This window comes from Pseudomonas sp. C8002, assembly GCF_013385765.1.
Lineage (GTDB): Bacteria > Pseudomonadota > Gammaproteobacteria > Pseudomonadales > Pseudomonadaceae > Aquipseudomonas.
On sequence record NZ_JACAPJ010000005.1, the window covers coordinates 360,046 to 377,044 of the forward strand.

The window sequence follows — 16,999 nt, forward strand, 5'->3', positions numbered from 1 at the left end:
AGAAGAGACGTGGAACGAGACGGCGATGACACCGTGTATTGCGATATCCAAATGCCGGTGGCTCAAGGGCGGGAGCTATTGGAGCTAGTGAACGCCCTGCGAGAGTCGAAAGCTCATCCACGTCTCGACAGAGTCTTCGAACACATGCAGTACGAGCTCAGTACGTCCATCGATATCGCGTATAACCCGCCAACTTGGGGGCCTTGGTGTCAGTGAAATCTCGGTGAAGCCATCAGAGCTCTGCGTCCCATGCATCCATAGCCTCGCCCACAATCGCGTACCACTGGAACTCACCGAATTGTAGGGCATTCGCAATTTGCCTGTTGGTACTGCCGTCAACCCAACCTGGGAGGCTCTCCTGACCACCGGAGAAGAGACTAGCCGTCGCCACAGCGTAACAACCGGTACGCGTAGACTGGAGGCACACATAGCGCACAACAGCGCCGGTCTGAAACCGACGCCACGCCACCACCTCGATACAGTCCATGGCACTCATTGCATCCTCAACGGCGGGACTCGTTTCCTGTTCTACCTGGACGTCCTCCGCCATTTTGAAAGACGTGTTAGGCGCTACTGGTTTGTGGACAAGATGTTTAAGCTGCTCACGGGAGGAAATGATCTGCTCTCGAAGCTCTTCGGGATCGATAGACATGCCGCCCCGGTCGGTCATCTTAAGAGTCTTGAGACTATTCACTGCTAAGATAAAGTCCTGCTCTTGCGCTTTTTCCCGTGCGGTTCTTTTGTCTCGAAAAAGCAACAACAATAGTTTTCTGAGAAAACTCACAAATACCTCCAGCTGAACGCTGAAACTAGATAACTTGGGTAAGGGAACTGGCGCGAATATCTCCTAAATCCCAGGTCGATTAATCATCGCTCGGCGTCAGAATTGCTAAAGTTTCATCAAGCAGCTTTTTAAGTCTCATAGCGTCATTTTTTATTGCGCTCCCCTTATTCGCGATGTCGCGTATGGTTTCCAGATTTGCGCGGAGTGCGGACGTCGCCCTAGAATCTAGTCCACCTATGCTCGTCTTGAGATTAATGAGTTTTTCAAAATGGTTATAGGGCACTTGTGAATGGATGGAAGAATGACCATGTTTTTCCATCGAACGGAGTGCAAATTCAGGCACACCTTTCAGCCCAATTATGCGAGCTATGGCTTTTTCGTTAGGATGCTCTTCGAAGTAGTCAATCCTGTCCTGAGTAACCGATCCATGGCGGAGCATGTGCGGGCTGACAGCTCCCTCAAGGCCAGTAAGTTTTTTAAATCGTGAAAACTCAGCGGTAATGGTGTTTGGCTGGATTGCTTTTCCAGTTTTGGCGCTGGCAAAAAGGGGGGTGCTACCGATGACCTTCATGTTCTTCGAATCTAGAAAAGGCATAAGGTCAAATTTTATATAATCCTCTAGTAATGTGAGAAGAGCAGGGCTTATTTCAACAAGGCGCGTAGATATTCCTCCTCTCTTTGAAGTTCTGAGCAGAATACTCGGAGATAACATATTTTTTGCTTCCCAAACGGCACTCACTAGAATTGGGGCCGCCTCTTCACGCCTTGCGCCTGTCTCTTCAAGAACCAAAAACACCGTTCGTTGACGGCTGCGTATATATTCCCCGGAATTGCTCGTTCGTATCGCATGCTTGATAGTTTTAACCTGGTTACTACTAAGCAGTTTGTTCTTGCTAGATACCGTGCTTTTAACAATAGGTACCTCACTGTGGAACCATGTCTCAACAAATCGTCTGCCGGATGGGGTTTGTATTTGGACTATTTTCTTTACTGCTTGGATCCTCCCCTGCGGGGCTACTAAGTCCAATATATTATAAAGTTTCCCTATGAATTCGAGGAAGTCTAAGGTTTTTCTACCTATAACTCCATTCTGTTTAGGTGAACGTGAACGGTCGCTCGCCGCTCGACTTTCTTGTTTGAGTTCTTTCATAAATTTAACGAAATGATATTCGTTGAAATTATGCAATGACAGGAGGTTGTCATGCGCATATCTTAGAACCCACGTAATCTGGTAACCATACTGAACACTGGTCACGGGATCCAGACCCTCAGCTCTTAACTCGTCAATCCAGCAGTTAGCTTCGAAGCACGCAGAATAGTCCGGCCATGAAATCAAGGCTAGGCCACCACATTTTCTGAACACCGGATTACATCCTGCTTCGGCTGCAATCGGGACTCCGAAGTCATCCCCAGCTCTAACCAACAAGCCGAGGGAGAGTGGATTATCTTTCATCAATATTCGACCCCTTAAACCCGAGTCTATATAGTTCTTGGGCTCTTGCTTTCATGAAGTAATCAGTGCCTGTAGATGACTCAAGTTGCTTTGCACAGGTTGCTAGAAGATGAGCGAGTCTAAAAATCACGGCGTCCCTTACAAAAAGATTTTGCCGCAGGATCAATACCTCAAGTTTTCGATCCCGGTTGTCTATTCTGCGGCCTTCTTTGCTGTTTTTTCCAACATTACTGGATTGAAGAGATCGTCTCAAATCGGCATACGCACGCTTTCTCTGCTTGTCGAGCTCAGCAAAGCCTCCTTCCAGATGCTTGTCTGAAACCCGCTTTAGAGTGCTCATTGAGCTTAAATAAATTGAGCGTTCGGGTATATTGAGCTTTCCCAAGTTAATTTGAGTATTCAATGTTTCAAGAAGTCGATTGTCTGAGTTGTATTCAGAAGGAGCAGCCTGGATGTCTATTAGTAGCCTTAACAGATTTCTAGCCGAAGCAATATTTCTATCGAGATTTCTATCATTTGCCATGCTGGCTCTCACTTACGGTTATTGATATCAGCATCTCATCGCGATCTTCAATTGAGAGAAAAGTGGTATCAATTTTTATTTTTTCATTTCGTATCAGCGATTTATAGTAGCTCTCCAGGCGCTGTCGCTCGATGACCTTGAGTACAGTAGTGGGGGGGAACACGCCGAGTTTATTCAAGAGGTCTTGGACGGCTGCGCCTTGGGTAATAGTTTCTTCGGCTAGATACGCAGATTTGATGTCAATCATTTCTTTATTACCTACTACCGTCGTCAGATACCGATAAATTTGTTTGAAATCCATGTGTCCAAAGTAGTAGCTAAGCACGGAAAGGTTGCCGCGCGTATTCAAGTAAAAGAAACTTACTGCAAACGCTCTTCTCAATTGATGTTGCCTTACGTAGTAACGTCTTTCATTGTAGGTGTCAGTCTGAAAATAATCACAAAGAATATCCAGGTGGCAATTGTATTTTTTGGGATCTGGCTTGTTGATTCCCGGTTTACGCTTTAAAGAGAATCTTCCAAAGCAATTGGAGTTCTTAATTTGTTCAGGAGATAAACCGCATTCTTGATGAAAACGCTCTAGCCTGGAAAGCATGCGTGTAACTAGGGGTATGACAGGGATGTCATGAGTGAGCCTGGCTTCACCAATGCCTGTTTTCATTACTAGAGTCGTAATGCAATTATCTTGACCATTTAAATTCTTAAACTTGATGTTTAATAGCTCGGACTGCCGGCGAGCGGTAAAAAACCCTACTGCATACTGAATGCAGCCTAACAATAAATAGTATGTCTGCAAAGCGCCTTCGAGATTACGCATACGCTCTAATGATTGCGCTGCGGCGCCAGGGGTGAAAGTTTTTTTTGCTGAAGCGCATAAGTCCCAGGCTGTAAAAGAAATTGGCGCATTGATATTGGCGGCTGTTTCTTTTAAGAAATATGCATTGGGAGTGAGACCCTCCGTAGCAGCACCTGAAATCAACATGGAAAAGTAATTTAATATGGAGTCGGAATGCGCTTCATAAAATAAGATGCTTTTCCGTAATAGATCAATGGTCATCGTGTGTGGTAGAGTGACATAACTTCCTACTTGGGCAAGAAGTGTTGTATGGTCGTTATTTGCGAGGGTGTCTAAACTTAGGTTGGGGATCTTGAGCTTGCTCTCAGAAAGAAACCGCTGAGACATAAAACCTCTCCGGACTTCATTATATCTTAATGCAGTCGCGCTAGAGTTATCCTGACGAACAGGTATATACGGCAGCTCACGACGATGTCCGTATACCGATTGTATTTCCAACTCATAAGGAAGTGGGCGCATGTGGCCGGCCATAATGCAGTGTGGATAAAGCTCTTTCACTAAGGCTGCGGTCTTGATGTGCCCTGGCCAACTCTCTCCTTCTTTGATTTGATAAAAATTGTTATGGTAGAGCCACACCCGGGCACGAAAAATCTCTTGGTCATCTAATGGAAAGTAACGCATTTGTGCGCCTGGAATGGGCTCTAGAAATATCGGATTTTTTTGGACGAAATTTTCAAAGTCATAGAGTTGTTCTTCCTTGATTTTATCGAGCATAAATACGCTCAGGGTTTGAGACCAAGAGTAAATAGACTCGTGTGAGCTATTACATTTGAGGAACTCATTCATGTAGCTATTGATAGTCCCCGGAGTTACGAGTCCGAACCCGTATTCATATAAACGAAGAGTTTTTGCGTTCAAAAATAGCTTGTCAATCAACCGAAGTACGCTCCAAAGCCGTTTTTTCGCATTGGTCAACTTCATTTTTCTTATTCGAATGGAGCGCGGGAAGTGTTGTTCATGTATCCATTGTTTAACTAGCTCAAGCAACTCATGGTTGGATTTTTCAGTTAGAAGTGTGCCGTTGCCAACAGGGATGTTCAAATCAATATCGAAAATCTTTTTTCCAAATTTGAAATACAAGACGCCTTCATGCTCACAAGAAAACCAAGGAGAAACAAATCCGTCAACATGTACATTTGTCTTGACGCGTAAATGTTCTGGTAAAGGAGCAAGCACGATTGTCCTTGGAACAACATTACGCATATACAGCATCCTTCACCAATGCCATATCACGATCTTTTAAACCTTCTGCGTATACTTCTTGAAGATATGGATCGGGGTTTTCAGATGAATAAATCCATCGACGTATAGCTCCAGAAAAGGCGGCCCAATATATGCCTTCTGGGTTTGCGCGTGTCGGTTCTAGCTCTATTGCTTGTTCGATGCTCGTGAGAATCGCAATTATACAAGCGTCTATGCCGATGATAACTTCGATGCCGCCAGTTGGGCCGATATCCTTCGTCGGTCGTTTAGGGTATGGCAAATGCAAGGCTTCGCGGAGGTAGTGATCAAGCTCCGAGCGTGTAGCAAAACCTGCTAAATTAGCTGTAGACGGATGGCCATCTAACGCTTGGATGAGCACCCTTGTATTCCACTGTATTATTTCCTGGCGCATAAGCCACAACAACACCAGGTTGGGCACGTAACGCTCCAGAAGTCGCAGGTCGAAGAAAGCGTGGTCTAGATCGGTCGACGCGATTGATAGATCCATATGATCTATCACTTTCAGCACTATGCTGGTGTCTCGGGCTGAGTTAACACTGAGATTGTCAGAAAGATATTTCGCATCCGCTTTGGTGAGACCCAACATTACAACCATGGATTCTGCGTTGAGAAATTTGGTTCGGCTAGTGCCAGTCATATCTGTCGTTCTAACGCCTGTAGGATGGCCGAATCCTTTACCTGTCATAATGAAAAGTCGGCGATGGAGTTTAGGGCTCACCTGCGTTTGTTTGAGATATGTACGAACTGGATGCGTGAGTCGTATTAACACCCGCACGGCCCAAGCTGTCTCGGAATTAAGTACAACCTTTTGTTCTGGCTTTTTTGCGCGGGGCTTGGCGCCAATGAGGAAATCTTCTTCTACTTGAATTTGACCATCTGCAATAAACGTGTACTTAGGAACCGTGCATTTGTCCAAAAAGGAGTTGGTGATCTCCTCGTGCTTCGCTGCGAGATATATCGTGAATGGCGTGAGCATATGCTGCTTTGGTATGCAGAGCCACTCCGACAATTCTCGGCTGAGAAGTTTAGAAGATCTAGGTTCGAGTTTGGTAAAGTGACGATGGCTAGGATAAAAACCATCTGTCATATATATGCGTGTCGTATTTATCCGTTCACGAATTAGCGATGCATCTGATAAGTCTGACCGTGACGTCTTGGGGAGCGGGGCAGATCCAAACTTCGTGATTCGGAGAAGCTCATCCAACCGCGCCTCAATTGACTGGATGAAATGTTCCGCCCATTTCACAGAAATGGATAGATCCTGACGCATCTGTCGAAATATAGCTTCAATCGCTTCGTCGTTGGTAACGTGCATAGGAATGGGTGTAATTGTCTTGCACTTACAAATAATTCCTCCCTCAATTTTCTTGACGTTAGCTGCCAGTCGTTTTGCTTGCTTGCTGATGTCGCCCGGAATAAGAGGGATGTCGTCGGTTGTTATCCTTCCAGAATGTGGTGCAGCAATAACTTTGTGTGGTATCAGATACCCTACCATGAAAGTTCTAAAATGCGCATTCCAGTCATTGATTAGAACATGTTGAGAGCAAGGCCTAGCCCCTGATTCTTTTTTTCCTAGGTTGTATTGAATATGGAAATTGGCAAGCTGCTCGACCAATTTTGAAAACGTTCGGGTATCTAATAATTCTGCTTGGGTATATATGCAATGTTCGCTACCAAGAAAGCAAATAAGCGAATCCAAGCATGGAATGGTGGAAGTCGTCCTCTCCGAAAAATATTGCGAGCATGCCTCATACAGCCTCTCAGTATAATACCTGCCGTATTTTAGGTAGATGGGAAGTAGTTTCAAGTGCATGCTGTGGCTGTCATTAGATACTGTCCATCCTTGCCACAACCAAACTTTGCCCGGGTTTAGTTGCAAACTTTCTGAAAGTGCTGTGCAAGCCTCTCTTAAGTCTGAATTTTTCTTCCCCATAATTGTGCCCAGCGAAATAGTTGGCGTGTATTCGTTCAAGCTGCAAACTTTGTCGTGGAGATTGCCTAAATGTCGGGCGTAATCTTCATTTCGCGCCTTAGTGCCGTCTAGTATTTTTCCGCTCAGAATAAGTCCAATGCATTTTTGGAAAACATTAGTGAGAAACTGCGTGCGTATTTGAGTTGCTGTCAAATGTATCCCGGTAACTTGAAGGATACACTCTATGACGCACATTATTCTCGCCGACCTGCTTGCTTGCGTTTTTTTCAACGCCTGATTTGCTGCTAATAACTGTGTGGCCGCATCAATGTCTAAGTTCTCTTGTGGGTGTTCAGACACAGCGATAAGGCTTTTGATAATGGTCATAGCATAAACCGTTTGGATTTCGCCGAACCTTAGCAGGCGAGGTTTAGTTTCTCAACACGCTCCTTCGAGCTCAGAGCGGTAATGCGTATGCTCTTGGTTGTTGCTTGGAGCGAATGGCAGATATGAATATTATAAATTGACAGGTTGAATATACTTTAACTTTACCCTTAACTTGTTTTTTAAAAGGTATTAGCTCCAGGTTTATCTAGCGATGACCAAGTCAAAGCGCTAAAAGAGCCTTACAGTATGTTTTAAGTATATCCATTGTTATAACTAAGAAGGGATGGTTCAGTCTTCGAAAATCGAGGTGACGAACGGTCGGGAATCGACTCTGGTCGTTCTCAAATGCAGTTCGTGTGTCAGCAGCGACGCATTGGGAGTTACCAAATCCTAGGGCGCAATGCTAGGGCGCGCTTTGAAGTGAATCATCGTTCACATCAGCTCTTTGCCTTGTCAGTCCTACGATACTTAGGCTTAGCGCAAATGAACGACTCCGGGGATAAAGCAATGCACTGAACTCGTCGAGAAACAACACACCATGATGGGCCAGGGTGATTTCCCCCGGCTGCGGTTTCGAGCCACCGCCTACCAGCGCCGGGCCGGATGCCGAATGGTGCGGCTGGCGAAATGGCCGGTGTGGCCAATGGCTCAGCGGCGCCAGGCTGACCACCGATTGAATCGCCGCCACCTCCAGCGCTTCCTGTTCACTCAAGGGCGGCAACAACCCTGGTAGACGGCTGGCGAGCAAGGTCTTGCCGGTGCCCGGTGGCCCGCTGAGCAACAGGTTGTGGGCGCCCGCCGCAGCGATCAACAGCGCACGCTTGGCTGCCAGTTGGCCCTGCACTTCACTCAGGTCGGGGTAGGGTTTGTTCAAGTACATCAGGCCACTGGAAACGAAGGGCTCGATCGGCACGTGACCGTTCAGGTGCGCCACCACTTGCAGCAGGTGATCCACGGCAATCACCTTCAACCCCGAGGCCAGGCAGGCTTCCTCGGCATTGGCCCGTGGCACGATCAAGGTGCGCCCGACCTTGCGCGCCGCCAGGGCTGCCGGCAACACACCTTTCACCGGCCGCACCTCGCCGGACAGCGCCAACTCGCCCAGGCATTCCACGTTATCGAGGGTCAGCGCCGGTACCTGCACGCTGGCGGCGAGAATCCCCAGGGCAATCGCCAAATCAAAACGCCCGCCGTCCTTGGGGAGGTCGGCGGGTGCGAGATTGAGGGTGATGCGACGGGACGGGTATTGCAGCGCAGAGTTGAGGATCGCACTGCGCACGCGGTCTTTGCTTTCCTTGACGGCGGTTTCCGGCAGGCCCACCAGCGTCAGCGACGGCAAGCCGTTGGCCATGTGTACCTCGACAGTGACGGCGGGCGCTTCGACGCCTATCTGGGCGCGGCTGTGGACGATGGCGAGGGACATGCTGGTTCCTTGAAATGAGTGGCCGCTTCCTGCGGTTTTTCAAGGGTAGTTGAGTGATGGCGACGCGCGGCGGCGAGGTTTTACAGAACGTATCGCGCTAGCGGTCCGACGGCGGCACACACAGAAACTCTTTCGCCAGCGTCAACCACGCCTGCGCCGCAAACGACAATTTGCACTGCCGACGCCACGCCAGCATCAGTCGCCAGTTCAGGGCCGGCGACTGTATTTCCGCGATGCTGAACTGGCTCGCATCAAGGGTTTCGCAGAATGCCCGGGGCAGCAGGGTGATGCCCACGCCCAGTCGTACCAGGGAGGCAATAAAGTCCCATTGGCTGCTGCGGCCACTGATCCGCGGCTCAAAACCGGCTTGTGCACAGGCATCAAGTACGAATTGGTTCAGGGTGAAGGTGTCATCGTAAAAGATGAATTCGCAGGCTTGCAGTTCGCTCAACTCCACCGAGCTGCGGCCTTGCCAGGGCGAGTCATGGGGCGCGAGCAGGCACAGTGGCGATTCGAACAGGGGCATGGATTCGAATTCGGACCAGATATCCGCCACGCGCGGCGAGTCCAGGATGGTGCCGAACTCCAGCGTGCCCTGGCGCAGATCCTGGATGGTGATATTGCCGCCGCTTTCGAACAGTTTCAGTTCGATCTTCGGGTAACGGGCGTGATACTCCGCAAAAATCGGCGCCAGTGCGAGGTGGGTGGAGGGCGAAAGCCCCATGCGCAGGGCGCCGCGCCCGACATGCTGCAAGTCTTGCAGCTCTACCGTCATTTCATCGTGCAGCGCGATCATTTCCTTGGCGCGCTTGAGCACAATTTCCCCGGCGTCCGTCAGGGTGAAGCGTTTTCCCATGCGGTCGAGCAGCTTCAGGCCCAGGCTCGACTCCAATTGCTGCACCATCTTGCTGACTGTTGGCTGGGTCAGGTGCAGCTTCACAGCGGCTTTGGTAAAGCTCTGCTGGTCGACGACTTCTACGAAATAACGGAGCGCCCGAATGTCCATCTTGCATTCCAATTTTGCATGGTTTTCATAATATTAATTCATTATATCTTTAAAAAATGGCTGGATAAGATTTGTTACATCTGTTCCCAGCCAGCGCTTCCATGACGCCTTAAGGGCCTTGCCAGACGCTTCCATGGCCAGATTTCTCGCAGTGTATGAATCAAAGGCAACGCTATTTCTGGAGAGCAACTGTGCTTAACAAAACGCGTCATTCTTTTTCCGGTTCTGATGAGATGTCTCAGGGAGCGCGCTTCGTTAAGGAGTTGCTGGCGCAGGCGCAGATCGAGGTCAACGGGCCATCGGCTGCCGATATGCAACTGCACCACAGTGCCACATTTGATCTCGCCCTGGCCAAGGGCAATCTTGGCCTTGGCGAAGACTACATGGATGGCGGCTGGGACGCCGAGGCGCTGGATGAGTTTTTTTACCGCCTCATGCGCTCCGGCGTGATCGACCAGGCCAACCCGGCCACCTTGTTGTTTCACGCGTTCAGCTCCCGCTGGCTGAACCTGCAAAACAAGAAGCGCGCCTGGCAAGTCGGCGAAGCACATTACGACCTCGGCAATGACTTCTACGCACGCATGCTCGACTCGCGCATGACCTACACCTGTGGCTACTGGAAAGATGCCACCACCCTGGAGCAGGCGCAGTTCGCCAAGCTGGACCTGATCTGTAAAAAACTGGGGCTCAAGCCGGGCATGCGCGTGCTGGATATCGGCTGTGGCTGGGGCAGTTTCATGAGCCATGCGGCCGAGCACTATGGGGTCGAGTGTGTCGGCGTAACCATCTCCAAGGAGCAGGCGGAGTGGGGGCGGGCCAAGTATTCACATCTGCCGATCGAGTTTCGTCTGCAGGACTATCGGGATATCGACGAGCAGTTCGACCATATCGCCAGTGTCGGCATGTTCGAGCATGTGGGGCGCAAGAACCATCGGGCGTATATGGAGGTCGCCAACCGCTGCCTGAAAGACGATGGGTTGTTCCTGCTACACACTATCGGCAAGAACCAACGCAACAGCACGCCGGATCCGTGGATCGACAAATACATCTTTCCCAACGGTGATTTGCCCTCGATCGGGCAGATCGGCGACGCCATGGACGGGTTATTTGTTGCCGAGGATTTGCACAACTTTGGCGCCGACTACGACAAGACGCTGATGGCCTGGTGCGAAAACTTCGAACTGGCGTGGCCGGATTTCGCAGACACCTTTGGCCAGCGTTTCTACCGGATGTGGCGCTATTACCTGCTGTCGTGTGCAGGGGCGTTTCGCGCGCGGGATATCCAGCTGTGGCAGTGGGTATTGTCGAAGAAGGGGGTTGTCGGCGGGTATCAGCGGGTGAGCTGAGGGTTGCAACGGTTTAACGGGGACAGGCGAAACCTGCCCCGGTTGGGCCGGCTTATTCGGCGGCAGGCGTCAATCGCGCTTCCAGCTCCGCCACCTTGGCCTCAAGGCTTTCCAACCGCGCCCGAGTGCGCGCCAACACCACCATCTGGCTATCAAACTCTTCCCGGCTTACCAGGTCCAGCTTGCTGAAACCGCTTTGCAGCAGCGCCTTGAACTGGCTTTCAATTTCATTGCGTGGCAGCGGCGTGTCGCTGCTGAACAGGCGGGAGGCGTGGCCGCTCAGGGCGTCGAGGAGGTCTTTGGGCGCGAGCATGGGAAATAGTCCGGAAAATCTGTTGGCCGGCAGTGTATCACGCAGCGTCTATAGTCTTTTCCAGCCCCTGCGGCGCACGCTTTTCGCGCATGAGGACGGGCGGTCGCGCACCGTTTTCGTGCGTATCTTCGCTGTCGTGGCGCCGGGTAGGTGGGCACAGGCGAACAAAGGACTGATTTCAGTGATTTTTACGGAGCTGGCAAGCTTTCTGCTTAGACGATCATGACCCATGCACTGATGCAGTCGCTGTGACGATGCAGTGCGCCGACGGACCAGCGGTACATGTTTCGTCACCAGTGGTTAGCGAGCGTCGCAATGGCAAATGCCAGGGCGACGAAGCGTTACAAAGCCAGGCACTGCGCTTAGACTTGAGACGGGTTTGTTTTCCTGGGGCAAGTCCACCAATTCGGGAGAGAGTTTTCATGAAGCTAGTCACTGCCATCATCAAGCCGTTCAAGTTGGACGATGTACGCGAGTCACTGTCCGAGATCGGCGTGCAGGGCATTACCGTTACTGAGGTCAAAGGCTTCGGTCGGCAGAAGGGTCACACCGAGCTGTATCGCGGCGCGGAATACGTGGTCGATTTCCTGCCAAAGGTGAAGATTGATGTCGCCATTGACGACAAGGATCTTGACCGGGTTATCGAGGCGATAACCAAGGCCGCCAACACCGGCAAGATCGGTGACGGCAAGATCTTCGTGGTCAATCTGGAACAGGCTATTCGCATCCGTACCGGCGAAACCGATACCGACGCAATCTAAGCCGCCAAACCCCAACGCCCCAGGAGAAAACAATATGACTCTGCGTAAATTCGCAGGGCTAGGAGCCCTGTTGTCCCTCGTAATGCCGGCCCTGGCCATGGCGGCGGACCCAGTACCTGCTCCAGTCCTCAATTCCGGCGACACCGCGTGGATGCTCACGTCCACCGCGCTGGTGCTGTTCATGACCATTCCAGGCCTCGCGCTGTTCTACGGCGGCATGGTTCGCTCCAAAAACATTCTTTCCGTGATGATGCAGTGCTTTGCCATCACCGGCCTGATCACCATCCTGTGGTTCGTGTACGGCTACAGCATGGCGTTCGACACCACCGGTATGGAAGCAGGCGTCGTCAACCTCAACTCGTTTGTGGGTGGCTTGTCCAAACTGTTCCTCTCGGGTGTGACCCCGGCCAGCATCACCGGCCCGGCGGCGTTGTTCCCTGAGGCCGTGTTCGTGACCTTCCAGATGACCTTCGCGATCATCACCCCGGCGCTGATCGTCGGTGCATTCGCCGAGCGGATGAAGTTCTCCGCGATGCTGATCTTCATGGGCGTCTGGTTCACCCTGGTCTACGCACCGATCGCCCACATGGTATGGGGCGGTCCGGGTTCGTTGCTGGGCGACTGGGGCGTGCTCGACTTCGCAGGCGGCACCGTGGTGCACATCAACGCCGGTGTGGCCGGCCTGGTAGCGTGCCTGGTACTCGGCAAGCGTAAAGGCTTCCCAACCACCCCAATGGCCCCGCACAACCTCGGTTACACCCTGGTGGGCGCGGCGATGCTGTGGGTCGGCTGGTTCGGCTTCAACGCCGGCTCCGCTGCTGCGGCCAACGGCACTGCCGGCATGGCGATGCTGGTGACCCAGATCGCTACCGCTGCTGCGGCCCTGGGCTGGATGTTCGCCGAGTGGGTCACCCACGGCAAGCCAAGCGCACTGGGCATCGCCTCGGGTGTGGTTGCGGGCCTGGTGGCAATCACCCCAGCCGCTGGCACCGTGGGCCCGATGGGTGCCCTGGTGATCGGCCTGGCTGCTGGTGTAGTGTGCTTCTTCTGCGCCACTACCCTGAAACGCAAACTGGGCTACGACGACTCCCTGGACGCCTTCGGCGTGCATGGTATCGGCGGTATCCTCGGCGCGATCCTGACCGGCGTGTTCGCCGCACCGTCGATGGGTGGCTTCAACGCCGCTACTACCGACATTGCCGCACAGGTCTGGGTTCAGGCTAAAGGCGTCGGCTTCACCGTCATCTACACCGCTATCGTGACGTACATCATCCTCAAGGTGCTGGACGTGGTGATGGGCCTGCGGGTGACCGAAGAAGAAGAGGCGGTTGGCCTCGATCTGGCGCAACACAACGAGCGCGGCTACAACTTGTAAGTACGCGAAAAAAAGATGCCCGGCTTGCCGGGCATTTTTTTGCCTTGGGTTTGTCTGTGGCTAAAGGTGTATGGGTTTTTTTGCGACTTTGTGATGGGATCCGCACTGCACTTTTCAGTGTGCGAATGTCTTACAGGCATGTAGGCGTATTCGGCACTTTGTTTTTTCCCTGAGCGCGCTAGAATGCGCGCCGATAGGCGGAGAACTGTATGTGGCAACAGACCCTGATAACCCTGCGGGCCAAGCCCCGGGGCTTTCATCTGGTGACGGACGAGTTGCTCGCCGGCCTGCCTGAATTGAAGGCCTGTCGGGTGGGACTGTTGCATTTGTGGCTGCAGCACACCTCGGCCTCGTTGACGGTCAACGAGAATGCCGACCCGGCGGTTCGCCGTGACTTCGAGCGTTTTTTCAATGCGCTGGTGCCGCAAGGCACGGCGGGATATGAACACAACGACGAGGGTCCGGATGATCTGCCGGCGCACTTCAAGGCCAGTCTGCTGGGCTGTCAGCTGAGTTTGCCGGTAAGGGCCGGCCGCTTGGCGATGGGGACCTGGCAAGGTGTTTATCTGGGCGAGCACCGTGATCATGGCGGTGCTCGTAAAGTCCTCGCCACCTTGCACGGTGATGGGGCATAAGCCACTGGTTAACCGGTGGATGTTGATTTTTTTCCGGCGGCCGTCGACAGGCGGCGAAGCTGGGCTATAACTAATCTGCTTTTCGCAAGTCATGAGGTAGAACATGAGCGACGATGATCTGGAAAACGACGACCTCGAAGTAGGCGACGACGACGAAACCGAAGAAGGTCTTGAGGCGGCTGCCGAAGACGTGGCTGACGACGACGGTGGCGACGATGCACCGGTCCCGGCAGCCAAGGGCAAGGCCAAGGCTGCAGTGTCGGTTGACGAGTTGCCGAGCGTAGAAGCCAAGAACAAAGAGCGCGATGCGCTGGCCCGGGCGATGGAAGAATTCCTCGCCAAAGGCGGCAAAGTGCAGGAAGTCGAGGCTAACGTGGTGGCAGATCCACCGAAGAAGCCGGATAACAAGTACGGCAGCCGGCCTATCTAAGGCCTGCTGTTTGCTTGCTGAAAAAGCCCGCCGTCGCTGCGGGCTTTTTCATGGGCGCTACAAAAAATGGTCAGGGCCAACACCCATCCAAGGATGAAGAGCGTGTGTGGCGAGGGAGCTTGCTCCCGTTGGGGCGCGAAGCGGCCCCTGGTTGGGTCGACGCGGTCTTTCAGAAAGGCCGTCGTGGCTGGTTCAGGGGCCGCTTCGCAGCCCAGCGGGAGCAAGCTCCCTCGCCACAAAAGCCCTTCATCATCAGGTTATGCATTCCAGCGGGCTAGCACGTCGGGTAGCTCGGTCAGGCTGCGAATCTCGGCATCCGGCAATTTCTCGGCCTCCCAGGCCTTGCCTGCCGGGTTGAACCACACCGCCCGCAGCCCCGCCTGCTGCGCACCGGCAATGTCATCCCCTGGATGATCACCCACATGCACTGCCGCGCCCGGCGCTACGCCACCGCGCTGCAAGGCTTCCTGAAACAACCGCGCATCCGGCTTGGCGATACCAATGTCTTCAGCCCGCAGCGCAAAGTGGAAGTAATCCGCCAGCCCCACACGTTGCACATCGGCATTACCGTTGGTAATCACCCCCAGTAGATAGTCGCGGCGCAGTGCTTGCAGCATCGGTTCCGCTTCGGGGAATACGGTGAGTTGATGCCGGGCATGGATGAACGCTTCAAAGCACACATCCGCCATCTGCGCCGCTTCCGGCAGCGGGTACCCGGCTTCCTCGAAGGCGTATTGCAGCACCTTGTGACGCAACACGCTGATGCGATATTTCAGCTCGGGATGACGCTCCAGCACCTGCTGGCGAAGGCTGGCAAACTTCTCCAGGGGCAAGTCGCCCACCTTGGTGGCGTGGGTCGCCAGCCACTCGCGCATCGATGCCTCGGCGCTGATGATGACCGGCACGTTATCCCAGAGCGTATCGTCCAGGTCGAAGGTGATCAGCTTGATGCTCATGAGTCACTGCCCTTAATGCGTTTGGCCCGTGGATGGGCGCTGTCGTACACCGTTGCCAGGTGCTGGAAGTCCAGGTGGGTGTAGATCTGGGTGGTCTTGATGTCGGAGTGGCCCAGCAGTTCCTGCACCGCACGCAGGTCCTGGGAGGACTCCAGCAAGTGGCTGGCAAAGGAGTGCCGGAGCATGTGCGGGTGCAGGTTCTGCCCCAGTTCGCGCTCGCCGGCGGCCTTGACCCGCACTTGTATGGCCCGGGGCCCGAGGCGCCGGCCTTGCTGGCTGATAAACACCGCGTCGTCCGCCGGGTTGGCCAGGGCGCGCAGCGGCAGCCACAGCAGCAAGGCTTCGCGGGCCTTCTTGCCCACGGGTAATACGCGGGTCTTGCTGCCTTTGCCGAGCACCTGCACCAGGCCATCCGCCAGGTCCAGTTGATCGAGGTTAAGCCCGGTCAGCTCCGACAGGCGCAGGCCCGAGGAGTAGAAGAGTTCGAGGATCGCCTGGTCGCGATGAGCCAGGAAGTCGTCCTCCACGGCGCCGTCGAGCAATTGCAGGGCACGGTCGGTGTCGAGGGTCTTGGGCAGGCGGCGTTCACCCTTGGGCGGCGCCAGGCCGTTGGCCGGGTCGTGGTCGCACAGGCCTTCGCGGTTCAGGTAGTGATAGAGGCCGCGTACCGCCGACAGCAGGCGCGCCAGGCTGCGGGAGGATTGGCCTTGCTGGTGCAGGCGGGCGATCAGGCTGCGCAGACCCTGGATGTCCAGGGCCTTCCAGCTGCCGATGTGTTGTTTCTCGCAGAACGCCAGGACCTTGTTCAAGTCCCGCCGGTAGGCTTCCAGGGTATGCGGCGACACCTGGCGCTCGCTGCGCAGGTGAGCGCAGTAGGCGTCCAGTTGTCGTTCCATGGCTAGCGCACCGCGCGCAATGCGCTGGTGAAGCGTGGCAGGACGCGGCCCAGCACTTCGGCGATGTAGCTCAGGAACAGCGTGCCCACCGAGCTTTTGTAATGCTGCGGATCACGGCTGGCGATGGCCAGCACGCCATGCAAACCTTGATGACTGAGGGCAACCACGGCGGTGGAGCCGATCTGCTGGCGCTGCTCGGCGCCAAACAGGAAGTCCAGTTCATGCTCGCGCAAGGTGCCGCTGATGGTCTTGCCTTCGGACAGCAGGCCGCCAATCGCGGTCTGGGCATCGCTGCCGCTGACCCAGCGACCCACCGGCATCGGGTTGTCGCTGAACAGGATCAGGCTGACAAAGGGCACCTGGAAATCCTGGCGCAGGCTGTCTTCGACGGCGATCACCGCTTCTTCCAGGCTGGCGGCGTCCATCAGGGTCAGGACCAGGCGGCGAGTCTTGTCGAACAGGCGGTCGTTGTCGCGGGCCACATCCATCAGCTGCGAGAGCCGATGGCGCATTTCGATATTGCGCTCGCGCAGGATCTTCATCTGCCGCTCCACCAGCGACACGGTATCGCCGCGCTGGTGGGGAATACGCAGGGCCGGCAGCAGTTCTTCGTGTTCGACGAAGAAGTCCGGGTTAGCCTCCAGATACGCCGCAACGGCTGCGGCCTCCAGACTTTCGCTTGGGGATGCTTGCGCGGGTACTTGAGGCTTATCAGTCAT

The 16,999-nt window shown here is 53.8% G+C and carries 16 protein-coding genes and 1 pseudogene; 6 read left to right on the plus strand and 11 right to left on the minus strand.

Annotated features, from left to right (window positions below):
- Window positions 1-9 precede the first annotated feature (9 nt).
- Window positions 10-216 carry a hypothetical protein gene (locus HX814_RS31675; protein ID WP_226298243.1) on the plus strand — a complete coding sequence of 69 codons (207 nt, stop codon included), beginning with the start codon at window positions 10-12 and terminating at the stop codon, window positions 214-216.
- 16 nt (window positions 217-232) lie between these two features.
- Here the strand turns inward: HX814_RS31675 and HX814_RS08270 are convergent, their stop codons facing one another.
- The 7 genes and pseudogenes from HX814_RS08270 to HX814_RS08300 all read right to left on the minus strand — a co-directional run bounded on the left by HX814_RS08270 (window position 233) and on the right by HX814_RS08300 (window position 9,568).
- Window positions 233-784, minus strand: coding sequence for a hypothetical protein (locus HX814_RS08270; RefSeq protein WP_177015405.1), 552 nt, complete (start codon window positions 782-784; stop codon window positions 233-235).
- A 79-nt stretch (window positions 785-863) separates the two neighbouring features.
- Window positions 864-2,237: a tyrosine-type recombinase/integrase gene (locus HX814_RS08275; protein WP_169904816.1), complete on the minus strand. Its 1,374-nt coding sequence runs from the start codon at window positions 2,235-2,237 to the stop codon at window positions 864-866.
- Complete coding sequence (locus HX814_RS08280) at window positions 2,227-2,760, minus strand: hypothetical protein (RefSeq protein ID WP_152980086.1); 534 nt, start codon at window positions 2,758-2,760, stop codon at window positions 2,227-2,229. The genes HX814_RS08275 and HX814_RS08280 overlap by 11 nt, the downstream gene beginning before the upstream one ends.
- Window positions 2,750-4,819 (minus strand): hypothetical protein, encoded by a 2,070-nt coding sequence (locus tag HX814_RS08285; RefSeq protein ID WP_177015406.1) that lies wholly within the window; start codon window positions 4,817-4,819, stop codon window positions 2,750-2,752. Before HX814_RS08285 ends, HX814_RS08280 begins: the two co-directional genes overlap by 11 nt.
- Window positions 4,812-7,139 (minus strand): hypothetical protein, encoded by a 2,328-nt coding sequence (locus tag HX814_RS08290; RefSeq protein WP_177015407.1) that lies wholly within the window; start codon window positions 7,137-7,139, stop codon window positions 4,812-4,814. Before HX814_RS08290 ends, HX814_RS08285 begins: the two co-directional genes overlap by 8 nt.
- A gap of 517 nt (window positions 7,140-7,656) precedes the next feature.
- Window positions 7,657-8,562 (minus strand): annotated as a pseudogene (locus tag HX814_RS08295) (YifB family Mg chelatase-like AAA ATPase); the annotation flags it as partial.
- A 97-nt stretch (window positions 8,563-8,659) separates the two neighbouring features.
- Window positions 8,660-9,568 (minus strand): LysR family transcriptional regulator, encoded by a 909-nt coding sequence (locus HX814_RS08300; RefSeq protein WP_003208779.1) that lies wholly within the window; start codon window positions 9,566-9,568, stop codon window positions 8,660-8,662.
- Between the two features lie 263 nt (window positions 9,569-9,831).
- Here HX814_RS08300 and cfa point away from each other — a divergent pair, with 263 nt between their 5' ends.
- Window positions 9,832-10,914, plus strand: coding sequence for a cyclopropane fatty acyl phospholipid synthase (cfa, locus tag HX814_RS08305; protein ID WP_008439353.1), 1,083 nt, complete (start codon window positions 9,832-9,834; stop codon window positions 10,912-10,914).
- Window positions 10,915-10,966: 52 nt separating this feature from the next.
- Here the strand turns inward: cfa and HX814_RS08310 are convergent, their stop codons facing one another.
- A complete protein-coding gene (locus HX814_RS08310; RefSeq protein ID WP_371103568.1) occupies window positions 10,967-11,176 on the minus strand; it encodes an accessory factor UbiK family protein in 210 nt (69 codons plus the stop codon).
- A gap of 473 nt (window positions 11,177-11,649) precedes the next feature.
- On the opposite strand from HX814_RS08310, the gene glnK reads away from it, so the two are divergent.
- From glnK to sutA, 4 genes are all read left to right on the plus strand, one after another.
- A complete protein-coding gene (glnK, locus tag HX814_RS08315; RefSeq protein WP_002555808.1) occupies window positions 11,650-11,988 on the plus strand; it encodes a P-II family nitrogen regulator in 339 nt (112 codons plus the stop codon).
- Between the two features lie 34 nt (window positions 11,989-12,022).
- Window positions 12,023-13,363: an ammonium transporter gene (locus HX814_RS08320; RefSeq protein WP_008439352.1), complete on the plus strand. Its 1,341-nt coding sequence runs from the start codon at window positions 12,023-12,025 to the stop codon at window positions 13,361-13,363.
- A 209-nt stretch (window positions 13,364-13,572) separates the two neighbouring features.
- Window positions 13,573-13,998 (plus strand): secondary thiamine-phosphate synthase enzyme YjbQ, encoded by a 426-nt coding sequence (locus HX814_RS08325; protein WP_003208787.1) that lies wholly within the window; start codon window positions 13,573-13,575, stop codon window positions 13,996-13,998.
- Window positions 13,999-14,101: 103 nt separating this feature from the next.
- Window positions 14,102-14,428, plus strand: a complete 327-nt coding sequence (gene sutA / locus HX814_RS08330) for a transcriptional regulator SutA (protein WP_003208791.1) — start codon at window positions 14,102-14,104, stop codon at window positions 14,426-14,428.
- A 257-nt stretch (window positions 14,429-14,685) separates the two neighbouring features.
- Here sutA and HX814_RS08335 read toward each other — a convergent pair whose 3' ends face one another.
- The 3 genes from HX814_RS08335 to HX814_RS08345 are packed head-to-tail and all read right to left on the minus strand — an operon-like array spanning window position 14,686 to window position 16,999.
- Complete coding sequence (locus HX814_RS08335; RefSeq protein ID WP_008439351.1) at window positions 14,686-15,384, minus strand: HAD family hydrolase; 699 nt, start codon at window positions 15,382-15,384, stop codon at window positions 14,686-14,688.
- Window positions 15,381-16,280, minus strand: a complete 900-nt coding sequence (xerC, locus tag HX814_RS08340; RefSeq protein WP_008439350.1) for a tyrosine recombinase XerC — start codon at window positions 16,278-16,280, stop codon at window positions 15,381-15,383. Before xerC ends, HX814_RS08335 begins: the two co-directional genes overlap by 4 nt.
- Window positions 16,281-16,282: 2 nt before the next feature.
- Complete coding sequence (locus HX814_RS08345) at window positions 16,283-16,999, minus strand: DUF484 family protein (protein ID WP_003208796.1); 717 nt, start codon at window positions 16,997-16,999, stop codon at window positions 16,283-16,285.